General features: G+C 55.9%; 16 protein-coding genes and 1 tRNA gene. 3 read left to right on the top strand and 14 right to left on the bottom strand.

Translation table 11 applies throughout. From position 1 onward, the window contains the following. Window positions 1-206: 206 nt before the first annotated feature. The 11 genes from GJ700_RS27800 to GJ700_RS27750 form a co-directional block, all read right to left on the bottom strand. The gene (locus GJ700_RS27800) at window positions 207-2,636 is read right to left on the bottom strand and encodes a hypothetical protein (protein WP_154380160.1); all 2,430 of its coding nucleotides are present in this window, start codon (window positions 2,634-2,636) and stop codon (window positions 207-209) included. A gap of 288 nt (window positions 2,637-2,924) precedes the next feature. Beyond that, complete coding sequence (locus GJ700_RS27795) at window positions 2,925-3,614, bottom strand: hypothetical protein (protein WP_154380158.1); 690 nt, start codon at window positions 3,612-3,614, stop codon at window positions 2,925-2,927. A 127-nt stretch (window positions 3,615-3,741) separates the two neighbouring features. Then, the gene (locus GJ700_RS27790) at window positions 3,742-4,119 is read right to left on the bottom strand and encodes a DUF1851 domain-containing protein (RefSeq protein WP_229507291.1); all 378 of its coding nucleotides are present in this window, start codon (window positions 4,117-4,119) and stop codon (window positions 3,742-3,744) included. A 159-nt stretch (window positions 4,120-4,278) separates the two neighbouring features. Beyond that, on the bottom strand, window positions 4,279-4,479 hold the full coding sequence (locus tag GJ700_RS27785) for a helix-turn-helix transcriptional regulator (RefSeq protein ID WP_154380156.1): 201 nt from the start codon (window positions 4,477-4,479) through the stop codon (window positions 4,279-4,281). Window positions 4,480-4,539: 60 nt separating this feature from the next. Beyond that, complete coding sequence (locus GJ700_RS27780) at window positions 4,540-5,406, bottom strand: phage integrase N-terminal domain-containing protein (protein ID WP_154380154.1); 867 nt, start codon at window positions 5,404-5,406, stop codon at window positions 4,540-4,542. 960 nt (window positions 5,407-6,366) lie between these two features. Next, on the bottom strand, window positions 6,367-6,636 hold the full coding sequence (locus tag GJ700_RS27775) for a hypothetical protein (protein ID WP_154380152.1): 270 nt from the start codon (window positions 6,634-6,636) through the stop codon (window positions 6,367-6,369). 19 nt (window positions 6,637-6,655) lie between these two features. Then, window positions 6,656-7,042 (bottom strand): ribonuclease E inhibitor RraB, encoded by a 387-nt coding sequence (locus tag GJ700_RS27770; RefSeq protein WP_195764031.1) that lies wholly within the window; start codon window positions 7,040-7,042, stop codon window positions 6,656-6,658. A 41-nt stretch (window positions 7,043-7,083) separates the two neighbouring features. Further along, a complete protein-coding gene (locus GJ700_RS27765; protein WP_154380148.1) occupies window positions 7,084-7,704 on the bottom strand; it encodes a hypothetical protein in 621 nt (206 codons plus the stop codon). Window positions 7,705-7,795: 91 nt separating this feature from the next. Continuing rightward, complete coding sequence (locus GJ700_RS27760; protein ID WP_229507290.1) at window positions 7,796-8,011, bottom strand: hypothetical protein; 216 nt, start codon at window positions 8,009-8,011, stop codon at window positions 7,796-7,798. 35 nt (window positions 8,012-8,046) lie between these two features. Beyond that, entirely contained in the window at window positions 8,047-8,484 is a 438-nt protein-coding gene (locus tag GJ700_RS27755) for a hypothetical protein (protein WP_154380146.1), read from the bottom strand. Between the two features lie 9 nt (window positions 8,485-8,493). Then, a tRNA-Ser gene (locus GJ700_RS27750) sits at window positions 8,494-8,584 on the bottom strand. Window positions 8,585-8,842: 258 nt separating this feature from the next. Here GJ700_RS27750 and GJ700_RS27745 point away from each other — a divergent pair. Together GJ700_RS27745 and GJ700_RS27740 are read left to right on the top strand one after the other, a co-directional pair. Continuing rightward, window positions 8,843-9,808 (top strand): helix-turn-helix domain-containing protein, encoded by a 966-nt coding sequence (locus GJ700_RS27745; protein WP_154380144.1) that lies wholly within the window; start codon window positions 8,843-8,845, stop codon window positions 9,806-9,808. A gap of 111 nt (window positions 9,809-9,919) precedes the next feature. Beyond that, entirely contained in the window at window positions 9,920-10,366 is a 447-nt protein-coding gene (locus tag GJ700_RS27740) for a hypothetical protein (RefSeq protein WP_154380142.1), read from the top strand. 73 nt (window positions 10,367-10,439) lie between these two features. Here the strand turns inward: GJ700_RS27740 and GJ700_RS27735 are convergent, their stop codons facing one another. Then, window positions 10,440-11,036: an acyl carrier protein phosphodiesterase gene (locus GJ700_RS27735; protein ID WP_154380140.1), complete on the bottom strand. Its 597-nt coding sequence runs from the start codon at window positions 11,034-11,036 to the stop codon at window positions 10,440-10,442. Next, window positions 11,033-11,461 carry a VOC family protein gene (locus GJ700_RS27730; protein ID WP_154380138.1) on the bottom strand — a complete coding sequence of 143 codons (429 nt, stop codon included), beginning with the start codon at window positions 11,459-11,461 and terminating at the stop codon, window positions 11,033-11,035. The genes GJ700_RS27735 and GJ700_RS27730 overlap by 4 nt, the downstream gene beginning before the upstream one ends. A gap of 110 nt (window positions 11,462-11,571) precedes the next feature. Here GJ700_RS27730 and GJ700_RS27725 point away from each other — a divergent pair, with 110 nt between their 5' ends. Further along, window positions 11,572-12,312, top strand: coding sequence for a metallophosphoesterase family protein (locus GJ700_RS27725; protein ID WP_154380137.1), 741 nt, complete (start codon window positions 11,572-11,574; stop codon window positions 12,310-12,312). Window positions 12,313-12,401: 89 nt separating this feature from the next. Here GJ700_RS27725 and GJ700_RS27720 read toward each other — a convergent pair whose 3' ends face one another. Then, entirely contained in the window at window positions 12,402-13,184 is a 783-nt protein-coding gene (locus GJ700_RS27720) for an alpha/beta fold hydrolase (protein ID WP_154380135.1), read from the bottom strand. Window positions 13,185-13,313 lie beyond the last annotated feature (129 nt).

Genomic DNA, 13,313 nt, shown 5'->3' with positions numbered 1-13,313 from the left:
GAGCTCCATAAAGAGAATGGGCTCGTCTTTACCCTCTAAGTGACAAGGTTAGTTCCGGCGCTTTGCCATCCCGCCAACAAATTGACTGGTCGCCGAAACTGCAAATAGGCCTCTGACCATGCTGCAATCCAAACTTGGCACTTTGCTCGACCTCTCCTGTGCTTAGCCCCCTGCAACCAATGTCAGGAGACTGAAAGCGAACATATTTATATAATTTTGGTTGAACGACTATGACTCTTCTTCCGAGTCTCAATCCAGTCGTCAGCCCACGAAGGGAGGTTTAGATATATCTGCTGTGTAGCATCACTAAGCGTGTAAAGATCATGAATGTTCGATAATCGCTCTCTAACAGATTCATCCCAGCAGTATGGCGGACGGGCTGAGTTCAAAAGCTCATTGCCTGTCAAAATGAGGATTGGGTTAAGAGGACGGTCATTTTTCCAATGTTTGCGACCAGCCTTTGCAAGCTTAATAAGGGCTGTAATTTCTTTCTTACTTAACGACGTTCTTAAAGTGCTGAAAACCAATATGCTGCCCGGAAACGAGCTTCCAAGGTATTGCATTCTTTTAAAGTCCTTTGTCTCAAATGACCCATAAGTCTTACACTCACCGAATAGTAATCCTTCCTTTTGCTCTCCATAAGATGATGTCCTCCAAAACATTGCCAAGTCCGCTTCCAAATCTGGTTTTCCAGGCGAACATGCAATAAAGCTTGGGACAGCTGTGCTGCTCATGAAGCTGAACATGCGACTACTCAGGGCATCCAGAGTGAGTAGAACGGAAAAAGCTCCATCAGCGTAGTTAGGCACACTAAACGGCCCTGCTGTTCTGTAATACCAACCATTGCCGGATTGCTCAATATTTCCAGCTGCTGCAAATGAGGTCAGACACTTGGGACACTCAAGTGTCTCGCGAAGTGATGACAAATCAAACCAACTGCTGCGTTGGCAATGTGGGCACTTTGTCTTCCAGCCAAGTTTAAATACGCCGCGTTCAACAAAATTATCGTAAGGAAACGACACACCCTTTGAACCGTTTAGTCGACTCTTTACCTCACCGACAGACAACTCACGCTCTGCGCCAAGTTTACCGCCAGAAGTAGGAGTTCCATTTCTATTAACAGAGCCACCATTCATGTGTTCTAGTAAACTCAAAATCGACCTGTTAGCCAAGAATAAAGGAACGCCGCTCAATCTTTTGTAAATTTGCTTAGCAAGAATCCCCGGCGACGATAACTCAGCGGTCCAACCGTGATCACTCAACCACGCGAAAAATATTGTCTCCGCTGCCAATATTTCCAAGGGTACACTCATCGAATCACTGACAACCTTTACCAAGCCATGACGACCAATACGCGAATCGCCACGCAAGTCAGCAATCGACGAGATTGCATTAATTAATTTATTTCCTTTTGCCTTTGGATAAACTTCCGCCAAGTATTCATCAGCACCATAGATGCGTAAGTCAAACTCGTTAACACATATCCCGTTACTACGATATAAAAGCGACTTTCCAAATTTAGGAATCAGGGGCCTGTGCCGTATATTTAGATTTGACGTACTAGTCAGATCGATCGTCTCACTACCAACACCATAATGATCAGTAACGCCACCGTCCTTGCTTCGCGCCCACTCGTCCCAAATTCTAGGATACCAATGCTGAAGTACGAAGTGACAACTCCGCACATCAGGCGACTGGCTAACACCGAAGTTGAGCGTTTTCGTAAACGCGCTCATCTCTTCCATCGTGGTATTTCTACTACGGATGAATGATGCTGTGTCGAAATTTTCTGGATCATGCGGCCACACTCGCCTCGCTGTCGCGAGGAAATCATAGACTGCAGTCGTAAACGAATTTTGATTAAGAAATTGTTTCGGAAGCGGAAGAACGTTCCGTCCAGTCGCCCGTAGGTTCCAGTAATCGACCACATCTTCAACAGCCGAAGCGTCCATAAAATAGATACAAGCCTCTCTTCCGAAGCGAAGACGATTATGAGTTTCAAGTGCCCAAGCTGAAATTCGCCTTGGAAAAAGAATGTTCTGCCCCGTCATTTCTTCAAAAGCTTCCGGCGAGGCAAGCGGACGCTCAATCTCTAATGCTTCACCGAAGTGACTATCTATAGCTTTGACAAGATGGGGCATATATTCGCCGTAGACGCTTGCCCAAAATAGTCCGAGCTTCCTTGGAAGCGAAGGAATGAGCATTTTAAGCTGGTAACGCGATTTGTATTTAAACTCCTCTTTGAAAATATCACCAAGCACATCTAAAACGCCAATACCTAGAGCAGGATCTTCTGCTGGCTGGTTCCGTTCTGTTGGCCAAACATAATCGGGTTTGACAATCTTTAACTGTGACTCAATGAGATAGCCTGGCACTTCGTTAGCGAACTGAACAAGAATATCTGGATCAAATGCGTCTAAGTAACCTTGCACAACATCTTTGGCTAACGGAGTCTTGATAGAGGGGGAGCGCCAACTCGCAGGCGTACGCTTATACATAGGAATGATGGGAAAGTACATGCCGCCCCATAGGCTAGATGCTAGCTGAATTGCGTCACGAACCTGTGAGACACTGCCTGGATCCACCAATAACGCAAGCTTAAGCGGTCGAACTTTGATGTTTAACGTACCTTGCATTCTGTTCCTTAATTTTTTAACTCTGACAGCTTTAGGGCTTGGCGGCAGCTATGGCCTGATCGCCCATCACTACCACGCTCAGCTTGCCCGCAGGGGATGGGGGGTATTCCGGCGTGCTGCCAATGCTGCCGGAACTGCCCCTGTAACCGCGTCTGTTGCCTCCTCACCCTTTCGAACCAGTAACCCGGAAACACATGTCGCATTCGTCCGCGTTCGCATTGCCTTAGAACCCAATTTGCGCTAGAACAAATGCTAGGGCGAGTCCGGTCTTTAAGAGTTATACCATGTTCACTTTATGAAATATGCCAGTGTCTGCTGTTGGCCGACTACGGTCAACGACCTAGCTGCTGATGCGGTTCCGATTCGAACGTCAGGCACTAAAGCAGCCTTGCCTTTTACTGGTCTAGCGGCCAATTTTAATGCCGCTAAGGCTTTAACAGCGGGATAATCTTTGTACGCTTGGAAGCGCGGCCGATAGTATTCATTCCAATAACTTGTGGCGCGATGCCCGAGACACTCGCAGTATTTTACGTTCTCCCTGAAGAAGTCTATATATTTTCGTTCGACCCCTTTAAGGAAATGCTCGTGGATAGGTAGGATAACTTCGATTACGTACTCACCAAGAAGTTGAACGACGAACGGTGTGGTCCATTTCTCCTCAACAACCAAAAGACGACGAAGGCATTGTTCGCGAATAAAACCATCATAGTGACGCGTTCCCAAACAGAGCGCAATCAGCGCGATGTCGTCCGAACTATTCATGTACGTCAAGAGCTGTTGCTTTTCGTAATACACACGGTAAGGAATACTCTGGATATCGCCAGCCAAGCGAACAGAAATCACGGCCTCCGATGGCGCGTGCATCTGGCCTCCTGCAAGCAGTTGGACAGTATTTTTTACACGCTCGGTCAATTCGGCAGGAAACGCATGAATTTCTGCAATCTCATTGCCACATTGCCGTACATAAGAAAAAATCATCGTGATCCCTGCGATTTTTAAGGTCCACCACTACAGCGGCTACTTATGGCCGACATCAGTCTCATGTGTTAATCGACTACGTTTAATTGAACTCGAAAACCATCCGGTAAATCGTTAAATTGCACTGCTAGGTTTCCTGATGCGCGAATAAGTTCAGACAGCGAAATAGTTCCGATATTACTTTCATCATATGGACCACCGAGTACTCCGGAATCTTCAGGCAATATTTTCTGTCGTTCGAAAGTTCACCAAACATTGATTTCGCTATCTCTACCATGCGACTCAGGCACCAATCCTGCAGAAATTCTTTGTCGTTCGACAGCACATCAAGCTGTGCCCGGCTGTTCGCAATGACCTGACGGTCAAGTTCCTCTGGGCAAATGCGCCAATAGAGGCCGTCAATGTCACGAACTATAAGGTTGCCAAAGTCATTTTGGCCGACGACCTCGTCTGGCACGAGGCCCGTCCATCCCCAAGCTGAGCGTATTTCTTCAATTAAAGTCAATTCGAATTCTCTTGGTATTTGTCAGCATGGCACCTGCTTACTTCTGGTAGAACCAGACCAACAGCAGCATATCATCTTGCTCAGGTGAAAAAATCACACATTCTCACCTAATGCCACGCATCAACTTGAACAGTGGCTTACTGGCAGAAAAATGAGCGTTCAGCCGACTCCACGGCTGGCGTCAATGCAGCGCTGCTGCCATTGGGCAATTTCCTCTGCGTCCCAAGCAATGGATTTGGGACCGATGGGAATTGGCGCTGGTAACACGCCTGCCTTCACTTTCCGCCAGATTGTGGTGCGAGACCATCCGGTGGCTTCGATCACCGCAGGCAAACGGAGGAATTTTCGGGTCGTGGTCATGATTGCTCCTGTAGTTCTAGAAAAGAAATTGGCAAGGAAAGTAGTGCTCGAAATGATCCATCACCTGCCTAAGTAAATTGAGGTTACCTGCTCGCGAAAATGTCCCATCTCCGTCGATAGCTTGAGCCGCGCCTTTTGATCGGCCTGCTTGTCGGCCTCAGTTAGCTGCTTCGACGTGCTCCCGCCGCTTGCCGGACACGGCCAGCCTGTCAATTCCGCGTAGCGCCGCTGCGCATACTCATGCCGCAAACCATGCACACCATGAATGCTAGCCTTATCGCACTGCGCTCGAAAAAGGTTCAACTGATCCCGATACCGCAACTCCGCCGGAATCAAGCTACCTTTCCCCGCCAGCGCCTTGGCCGCATCCAGCACGGCGCGTTGCTGTGCGGTCGTCACAGGCACCTCCCGATACTTACCTCCTTTGGTCCAGCTTTGCTGCAATCGCAAGAAGCTCCCGCCATCCGCCCACACTGGCTGGATCTTGATGCTTTCCTCCCGCCGTAATCCAAACGCCGCCTGCAACTGCAAGGACATCCGCGTATAGGGATCGGTCACCCGGGCTAGCATGTCGGCGTCCAGCACCTTGGCCTTCGAGACATTGGTGACAAACACCCGCTTGTCGATCCCGTACTCGGCGTTGGAGCACGCAATCACGTTCTCCTTGCCCACCTTCTCGGCCCGCCACCGTAAAGCGCTCATGCGGTTTTCAAGTGTCCCGGTGCTGACGCCGTCCTGCTTCCATTTATCGAGCAGCGCCGCCACATGTTTCGGTTTCAGGCTGTCCGCATTCAGATGCTGGAAGCCCCGTTGCGCCAGGTCGTTCGCGCATAGGGTCAATAAGCGCTCGCGGTCGGCCTGCGTGGCAAAGCTGCCGTCCCGGTTGCGTTGACAGAGCTGCTTGAGCTGGTGGTTCAAGTCGTGCATGGCAAAGTCCTCCTTCCGATCATTGGGGTTCAACAAACAAACTTCGATGCTGCGTGGTGTAAGCGTGTCCGGTAAGTGTTTCTGGCCGCCCGTACTGCCGCAGCAGGACAGGTTTGTATCAAGGCCTCGGGGCACCACCCCCGTGTATGCGGTTGCTGTTACTGCATGCCCGCGCCGCATGCGCGTCTGGCACCACTGCGCTTTCCCGGAGGGAACTGCCGCAGCAGGGACCAATCACCCAGGGCCATGGAGTGCACCTCGTGCACGTATCACAACAACTAACCAGCCCGAAGCGGGCGAAGGACTTCGCAAGGCTTGCTGGCGAAGTGGGGCGCTTGGCCCCGTCACTGACTACCATCACGCGGGAAAAAGCCGCTTGCCGCCTGCGCTGATGCCGCCTACAGAGCGTCGTTACTGGCAGCACGCCGCCAGTAACGACGCGCGTGCTCGCATCCATGACAACTGCTCTGGGTAACGCCGCTGTCACAGCGGATCGGAAGCGCCTGCGATGACGGCGTATGTGCTGCGAAGTGCTGGCGTCCGGCGACAACAATGCCGGAGGTGTAGGCCAGTCGCGCAGAACGCAACGCGGGGCTTTATGCGGCCCGCAAATCAAAGGACGTGCGGGCCAGTCGGTGCAAGGAACTGGTCCTTGCCATGTGGCGCCGCAAGGGCGCTGATTGGTGAAACGCGCCACTAGACTTCGATGGCTTTATCTCGTCGCTGGCCACGTTGCCGTGCAATCCAGCTTAATCGACTTACGCAAGCGCGTCTTAGCGCTCAACATGGATGTGGATGACGACCGCAACGCCTATGCCTCTGGGGCATAGGGACATGCTCGACGCATGCCCTCGTGGGAGCGATGCCCACATGTGAGGCCTTTATTCTAGGCTGGCGAGTGGCGTTTGCAAGCGCCGCGTATGGCGAAGTATCGTTTTGCGGTGCACGGAATCGAGGCGCTCATTCGCACCTCGGCAATTGCGCCAGCCATGCGTCGACGCTCCGCAAGACCTCATCCAGCGGAGGGGCAAAACCGTCGTCATCGTGCCATTGGACTATTTCTAAATCCATCGCCAAGGTTTCAATTGCTCTGATAAGCGGGTAGGGCATCGCCTCAAGTGCCTTCCCATTTCCACGAAGGGTTTCCGCGAGTGCCTTGGCGCTTGAATGTCCGGCGCGGGTGGCTGCCAGCGCGGATTCCATGCGCATGATTAGCGTACGATTCGACATCAGGGGCGATCGTCCATTTTCATTTGGCCGCTGGGGCGCCCCAGCCGTCGTAGTCGCCACCATATTTTTTTGCGAGCGTCGTAAACGCTATCGTAGTCGCCTGCATGTCGTCCACTTGCACCAGTTGAAGGCGCTGGACATGAACTTCCCAGGTTTTCTGCTTGGGTGGTACGCCGATTTGTTGGACCGCGAAACCGGCTGCCGCTAGCTCCGCTGCGATTGCTTTTGCGCTCGCCTCGGAAGGCATAACGAAAAAGTAGTCGACGCGATGATGTTTCGTGAAATCAGAACCGTTCTTGCGAAGCGACTCGATGACTTGTGCGTCTTGCGCCAGAGCTGGCGACTGAGCATTGGCAAGCAGGGTGGTCGCTGCCAGCACGCAGCCGATGATGAATTTGTTGAACATGGGTAGGGACGCCTTCCTCATACTGCCAATGAGTTACTTCTTCAGCGAAGCCGTTCAATGCATTGCAGTGCGCGCATCCCGGCGCGTGCAACTTGAGGATGGGGGTGCTCTGCGCATGCTGCGGCAATCGGAAACAGGTCAGCTGAAGGCCTCTTTTCAATCTCTCTTGCGACCGCTTCACCCAAGAAAAAATCGGGATCCAGCGCGAGCATTTTCAGTAGCGGAAGATCCTGTAAATCGAGTGAGGGGACAAGGGTTGTTACAAGATCGTTGTATTCGCCACGTAACAAGAGATCCTTTAAGAAATGGCTCAGTGACGCTTGGTCGGTCGTCAATGGGCTTAGGACTGGATGGATGTCCTCGACCGAGATTTCTTGGCTATCTGCCTCGCAAACGGCATTCAGAAAACTTTTGCTGTCCTTAAAAACTACTCGTGATTCGCCATCGTGGCAAAGGAAGTAAATACTGCCTGCCAATGGTCCGGCCGTGATTAGTAGGTGATGGTTGCTGGTGTTCTCCTCGTCGAGGATATAAGCGTGAAGTTCACTTATGGCCGGGTGGAATGCGAACATCTCGCTTTGTTCTAGAACTGCTGCACGGTCAAGTAACGTGCTGGGTCTGCAGCTTACTTTGCTGAGCTCATCGAAATATTCTTGCAGCATTTAATTTTCTTTTGCGCTGAGTGGCATTAACTAAGGGTAATTTATAGTTCATTTTGCAATACATGCCACGGCTTGGCAATGGATCATCAACTTAGTTGCTGTGGCTCCCTGCTTCGTTATCTTGTGGGAGTTCTCCATTGACCAGCTTTAATCTTGGCGTCAGCGGCGGCGCACCTTTTCCGCTGACGGCATCGATGTAGTCCGCCCAGTCCTGCACCATCCGGCGTCGCTCCGTAAGGAACTGCGCGCGGTCGTAGGCGCTAGCCACCTTGTTCTTCGGCGCATGTGCCAACTGCCGGTCCTTCACTTCATATCGACCATGAGTTTGCGGTCGTGAACCCATCACTGGATGGCGTAGCTGAATCTGCAAGCACAGGGTTTTCCGGCGATGCGCACATCGTTCGCGCCGTGCTCGTCGATCTCGCGCAGCGTGGCGATTACGTCGCGGTGCTTGATCTTATCGATATTGATGTGGCCGATGGGGATGATATCGGCTTGTATGTAACTGGGTAGCGCTTTTGCCGTTGTGACACGGCGTCGACTATGCCAGTAAAAACCTGAAGTGAGGTACAGCGCGCGCCCCCGGCGCGCGGCGCTGCTGGAAGTTCGCCGCGCAGCGGCAAACTTCCAGCAAATGGGCGATTCGGTCGCGTCCCGCGACCGCGCGTTCGCCTGCAGGCGAGACGCTTTCGAATCCCCCGCGCAAGGCCCGCAGGGGCCTTGCTTCTCTCCGCCATGAAACAAATGCAAAAAGGCCACCCGAGGGTGGCCTTTTTGCATTTGTATTCCTGGCGGAGAGAGGGGGATTCGAACCCCCGATAGGCTATTAACCTATACACGCTTTCCAGGCGTGCGACTTCAACCACTCATCCATCTCTCCTTCATCTCGCAGGCTCGCTGCAAGAGAGGCCGCATTGTAGCAAAGATTCCAAAAAGTACCAATATTTTTTTCCATGCGTCTGACGTGCAACAACGCGTTTATCACTCCCATACAGTGCGCAATTCGTGAAGGAGGGCAAGGCAAACCGGGCATGCCTGCACGGTATCCACACGACTAGCCTGTCAGAAATACAACAATCCAGAAATTTCCCTGTGTTAGCATCGTCACTCTACCCGCGCACACCGACAGTTGGTATCCATGCTCACCGAAGCGCATATCTCCACCGACAACCTGCGCGCCGACAAGCGCTTGGCGCTGGTGCGGGATACGGCGTTCAATCTGTTCAATCTCGAAGTCAAGCTGGGCGGCACGGAAGCTGCCGACGTGGCGGCCGACATCCGCGTTGCCCGGGGCCCGGTGGCCGGCGTGGTCGACGTGCATACGTCGTGGAGCGTGGTTGAGCGCACGCGGGCGCGGGCCAGCGCTGCGGGGGGCGACAATTTCCTGGTGTATCTGATCAAGCAGGGCGGCAGCTGGTTCCAGAATGGCAGCGGCGAGGAATTCGTCACGTCGGCCGGCGCGGTGGTGGTGGGCAGCCAGGATGCCGCCTATAAAGCCGCCGCCGCGCCGGGCCGCGACTGGCGGTTCAATGTGCTGAGCGTGCCGGGCCACTTGTTGTCGTTTGCCGGAGAACGGATCCGCCAGGGCGGTTTCCAGATGGTGCCGCCGCAGGCGCCGCTGAGCCAGTTGCTGACGTCGTATGTCGCCTCGCTGTGCGTGGAATTGCCGCGCCTTGACGTCGAGGCGACGGCGGCGGCGTTGCGGGCGCTGGACCAGCTGCTGGCCTCGTCCATGAACGGCAAGCGCCCGCCGGCCGAACAGCTGGCGCACGCGCTGTCGGACGAGCGGCGGCGCGCCGCGCTGCACTATATCCAGGCCAACCTGGAATCCGCCGCGCTGTCGCCGGCCGGCATTGCGCACAGTGTCGGCATTTCGCCGCGCCAACTGCACCGGTTGTTCGAGGAAGTCGGGCACAGTGTCGGCGTTGAGATCCGCCGCCTGCGCGTGGAGCGCGCGCAGCATCTGATCCATGGCAGTCCCGAGCGCACCATCACGGATATCGCGTTCGCCTGCGGCTTTGATTCGCTCGCGACCTTTTACCGCGCCTTCAAGGCTGAAGCGGGCATGACCGCGTCCGAATTCCGTACCGTGTCACCTCGCTGAGCTCAGCTGGCACGCATTGCAACCCCGGTCTGGCGCACGCTGCAATGCATGGCCGACAGGCGCATGGCACATTGCCCTGTAGCCAACCTTTATCCCCAAACGGAGAATTCCATGATGACGCGTGCAAAATTCGTACTTGGTTTGCTGTTGTGCTTGTCCATGTTCGGTACGCCAGGCGCTTACGCGCAGGACAAGCCGTATAAAGAGGGCACCGTGTGGCAAGTCACCTTCATTAAAGTCAAACCGGGCATGTTCGACGTCTACATGAATGACCTGCTGCCGAACCGCAGGAAGCTGTACGAAGAATCGCGCAAGCAGGGGTTGGTGATTTCGGAAAAAATGCTGACCGGCGATTCGTTCGGCAACGGCGACTTCAACATCATGCTGATGACCGAATTCAAGAATTACGCCGCCCTGGACGGGCTGTCGGATAAATACGATGCCCTGATGGCGAAGGTGGTGGGGGCAAAGGACGCGCAAGTGAAAGTCATGGTCAAGCGCACGGAAATGCGCGAGATTATCGGCGACAAGCTGATGCAGGAGATCCACTACAAGTAAGCCGACAAGCCGGCATCCCCATCTGGTCTTTTGCCCCCTGCCGCCCAGCCGGGGGGCAAGAGCCCCAACCCCGTCAGGGCGCCAGGATCGTTGCGCGCCGTTCCTCGGCGAAGCGCATCAAGTCGGGAAAGAATTGCTCGAATCCCTGCGCCAGCACCGCATAGTGCTGGCGCACGTCGGCCAGCCCTTCTCGCAACTGCGCGCCGTTGCGGCTGAGCCGCTGTGAAATCCGCTCAACCGCCTTTTCCACGCTGGCAAAATCGTCATACGCATTCAGCCAGTTCAACTCCACCATGTGCGGCGCCATGGCGCGCAGGCGGTCCGGCAGCAGGGGTTCGTGCTCGGCCAGCGCGGCATAAAAGCGGTCCAGCATGGCCTGGCGCGGTTCGTCGCACCAGCGATCCCATTGCAGGCTCAATACATGGTCGTAAAACACGTCCAGCACGATGCCGGCATAGCGCCGCCGGCCGTCCGGGAACAGTTGTGCCGAGGCTTTCACGGCGGGGTGGCTGTCCGTGTAACTGTCGATGTAGCGGTGCAGCTGGATTTCACGCGCGATGTCGATGGGGTAGCGGCCCGTGACGTCGGCTTTGACGAAGTCGCCCATGATGCCGCCCACCATGGCGGCGCCGCTGTGGCGGGCCAGGAACAGATGTGCGAGGTAATTCATGGCCGCCTGGTGCGCAGCGCCACCGGGTGGTCCGGACGCAGTTGCAGCAAGTCCCACAGGTTCCCGTACAAATCCTCGAACACGGCCACGGTGCCGTAATCCTCTTCCTTCGGTTCGCGGATGAAGTTGACGCCGTGGGCGCGCAGGCGTTCGTAATCGCGCCAGAAGTCGTCCGTGTTCAGGAACAGGAAGACCCGGCCGCCCGCCTGGTTGCCGACAAAGGGTTGCTGTTCCGGTTTCGATGCCTTGGCCAGCAGCAGCGTCGTGCCTGTGCCGCCGGGCGGGGCCACCACGACCCAGCGCTTGTCCTGCGCCGGCTGGTAGGTGTCGTCGAGCAGTTCAAAGCCCAGTTTGCCGACATAAAAATCGATGGCTTCATCGTAGTCGCGCACGACGAGCGCAATGTGGACGATGGCTTGCTGCATAAATCCTCCTGGCTGCTGGACTTGCCATTGTAGGCGTTCCGGGCGCGGCGTGTTTTGCCGCGGTTTGCTACGATGGCGCTCTCCCGATTCCATTAATAGAAAGGAACATCATGCGTATCGCCGCCATGTCCGATATCCACGGCAACCTGTGGGCGCTGGAAGCCGTCCTGGCCGATATTGCGCGGCGCGGGGCGGATGTGATTGTCAACCTGGGCGATATCGTGTCCGGCCCCTTGCTGCCTGGCGAGACGGCGGACCGCCTGATGGCGCTGGCGCTGCCGACCATTGCCGGCAACCATGAGCGGCAAGTGCTGACGCACGCGCCGGAGCGCATGGGGGCGTCCGATTTGTATGCGCACCAGCAGCTCACGCAGAAACAGCGCGAATGGCTGGCCGGGTTGCCTGCCACGCTGCGGCTCAATGCGGACGTGCAGATGGTGCACGGGACGCCGGGCAGCGATTTGATTTACTGGCTGGAGACGGTGACGGAACCGCAGGGCATGCGGCCCGCCACGCATGCGGAAGTGGTCGAGCGGGCGGCGGGGGCGGAGGCGCCGCTGGTGCTGTGCGGGCATACGCATGTGCCGCGCGCCGTGCAACTGGAGGACGGGCGGCTGATCGTCAATCCGGGCAGCGTGGGGTTGCAGGCGTATGACGATGACATGCCTTATCCGCACGTGGTGGAGAACGGGACGCCGCATGCGCGGTATGCGTTGCTGGAGAAGGGCGATGCGGGATGGCGGGTGGAGCTGGTGGCGGTGCCGTATGATTTTCGGGCGGCGGCGGAGCTGGCGGAGCGGAATGGGCGTCCGGATTGGGCGGTGGCTTTGCGGACGGGGCGGATGGGGTGAGGTGGTGGTGGTTTGCAGGCAGGGCGGCTTTGTAAAAGCCGCCCTACGGAGTGAGGCCGCCTCTTTCTGTGATGGGAGGGGCCTGCTGTTTATGCGGCGGTGATTTCTTCTCCTGCCAGGAAGCTGGCGATCAGCGGGTTCACCACGGCGGCGTGGGTGATCGGGGCCATGTGGCCGCCTTTGGTTTGCGCTGCGGTGGCGTTGGGCAGGGCGTCGGCCAGGCGGGCTGCCACGCGGCGGGTGGACAGGGGGCTGGCGGCGCCGGACAGGACCAGCGCGGGCATGTCCAGCTGCGCCATGTCGGCCAGGGATGCCGGTTCGTTCAGCAGTGCGTGGAAGTCCAGCTTGACCTTGGCGATCTGCGACGCGAAGCGCTGCTGCTGCGCTTCCGGCAGCGAATCGAACGCGCCGGCGCGGTTCCAGTAATCGATGAAGGTGCGGGTGCCATCCTGGTCGCTGGCGGCGTCGCGGATGCAGGCCACCACGTCTTCGATTTCCACGCGGGCTTCATCGCTTTCATCGAGCAGGTGGAATGCCACCGGCTCGAACACCGTCAGCGACAGCACGCGCCGGCGTTCCTGGCGCGCCAGGCGCAGCGCCGTGGCGCCGCCGTACGAGTGGCCGACAAGGTGGAACGGTTCGTCCGGCGCCAGTTGCAGCGAGATGGTGGCCATCACGGCGTCCACTTCGTGCGCCAGCGAAAAGCCGGGGCCGGCCGCTTCTTCCGGGAACGGCGATTTGCCATAGCCCAGCAAGTCGACCGCGATGAAACGGAAGCCGGATTGGTGTTGGTTGATCAGTTCGGACCACTGGCCCTTGGAACTCATGGAGCTGTGCAGCAAAACAACTGCGGGCAATGCGTTGGAAGTCATCTGTGGTGAAAATACGAACGGCGAATCCGCGATTATATGCGGCTTTCATGTGCAGGAGTATCATAAGCGAATTGACAATTGGTAGATTGTCTCTAGTGCCAATCAGGTAACAGGCGAGCAGGTTATGAC

The sequence above is a fragment of the Pseudoduganella rivuli genome (genome assembly GCF_009674485.1).
GTDB classification, from domain to species: domain Bacteria; phylum Pseudomonadota; class Gammaproteobacteria; order Burkholderiales; family Burkholderiaceae_D; genus Rugamonas; species Rugamonas rivuli_B.
This window is presented reverse-complemented; position numbering and strand designations above follow the sequence as displayed.

Bases quoted from the DNA above. Each gene is read 5' to 3' on its own strand.
- GJ700_RS27780 (WP_154380154.1), bottom strand. From the start codon at position 5,406: ATGCACGACTTGAACCACCAGCTCAAGCAGCTCTGTCAACGCAACCGG.
- GJ700_RS27765 (WP_154380148.1), bottom strand. From the start codon at position 7,704: ATGCTGCAAGAATATTTCGATGAGCTCAGCAAAGTAAGCTGCAGACCC.
- GJ700_RS27725 (WP_154380137.1), top strand. From the start codon at position 11,572: ATGCGTATCGCCGCCATGTCCGATATCCACGGCAACCTGTGGGCGCTG.
- GJ700_RS27770 (WP_195764031.1), bottom strand. From the start codon at position 7,042: ATGTTCAACAAATTCATCATCGGCTGCGTGCTGGCAGCGACCACCCTG.
- GJ700_RS27755 (WP_154380146.1), bottom strand. From the start codon at position 8,484: ATGCAAAAAGGCCACCCTCGGGTGGCCTTTTTGCATTTGTTTCATGGC.
- GJ700_RS27785 (WP_154380156.1), bottom strand. From the start codon at position 4,479: ATGACCACGACCCGAAAATTCCTCCGTTTGCCTGCGGTGATCGAAGCC.
- GJ700_RS27775 (WP_154380152.1), bottom strand. From the start codon at position 6,636: ATGTCGAATCGTACGCTAATCATGCGCATGGAATCCGCGCTGGCAGCC.
- GJ700_RS27720 (WP_154380135.1), bottom strand. From the start codon at position 13,184: ATGACTTCCAACGCATTGCCCGCAGTTGTTTTGCTGCACAGCTCCATG.
- GJ700_RS27800 (WP_154380160.1), bottom strand. From the start codon at position 2,636: ATGCAAGGTACGTTAAACATCAAAGTTCGACCGCTTAAGCTTGCGTTA.
- GJ700_RS27795 (WP_154380158.1), bottom strand. From the start codon at position 3,614: ATGATTTTTTCTTATGTACGGCAATGTGGCAATGAGATTGCAGAAATT.
- GJ700_RS27740 (WP_154380142.1), top strand. From the start codon at position 9,920: ATGATGACGCGTGCAAAATTCGTACTTGGTTTGCTGTTGTGCTTGTCC.
- GJ700_RS27735 (WP_154380140.1), bottom strand. From the start codon at position 11,036: ATGAATTACCTCGCACATCTGTTCCTGGCCCGCCACAGCGGCGCCGCC.
- GJ700_RS27745 (WP_154380144.1), top strand. From the start codon at position 8,843: ATGCTCACCGAAGCGCATATCTCCACCGACAACCTGCGCGCCGACAAG.
- GJ700_RS27730 (WP_154380138.1), bottom strand. From the start codon at position 11,461: ATGCAGCAAGCCATCGTCCACATTGCGCTCGTCGTGCGCGACTACGAT.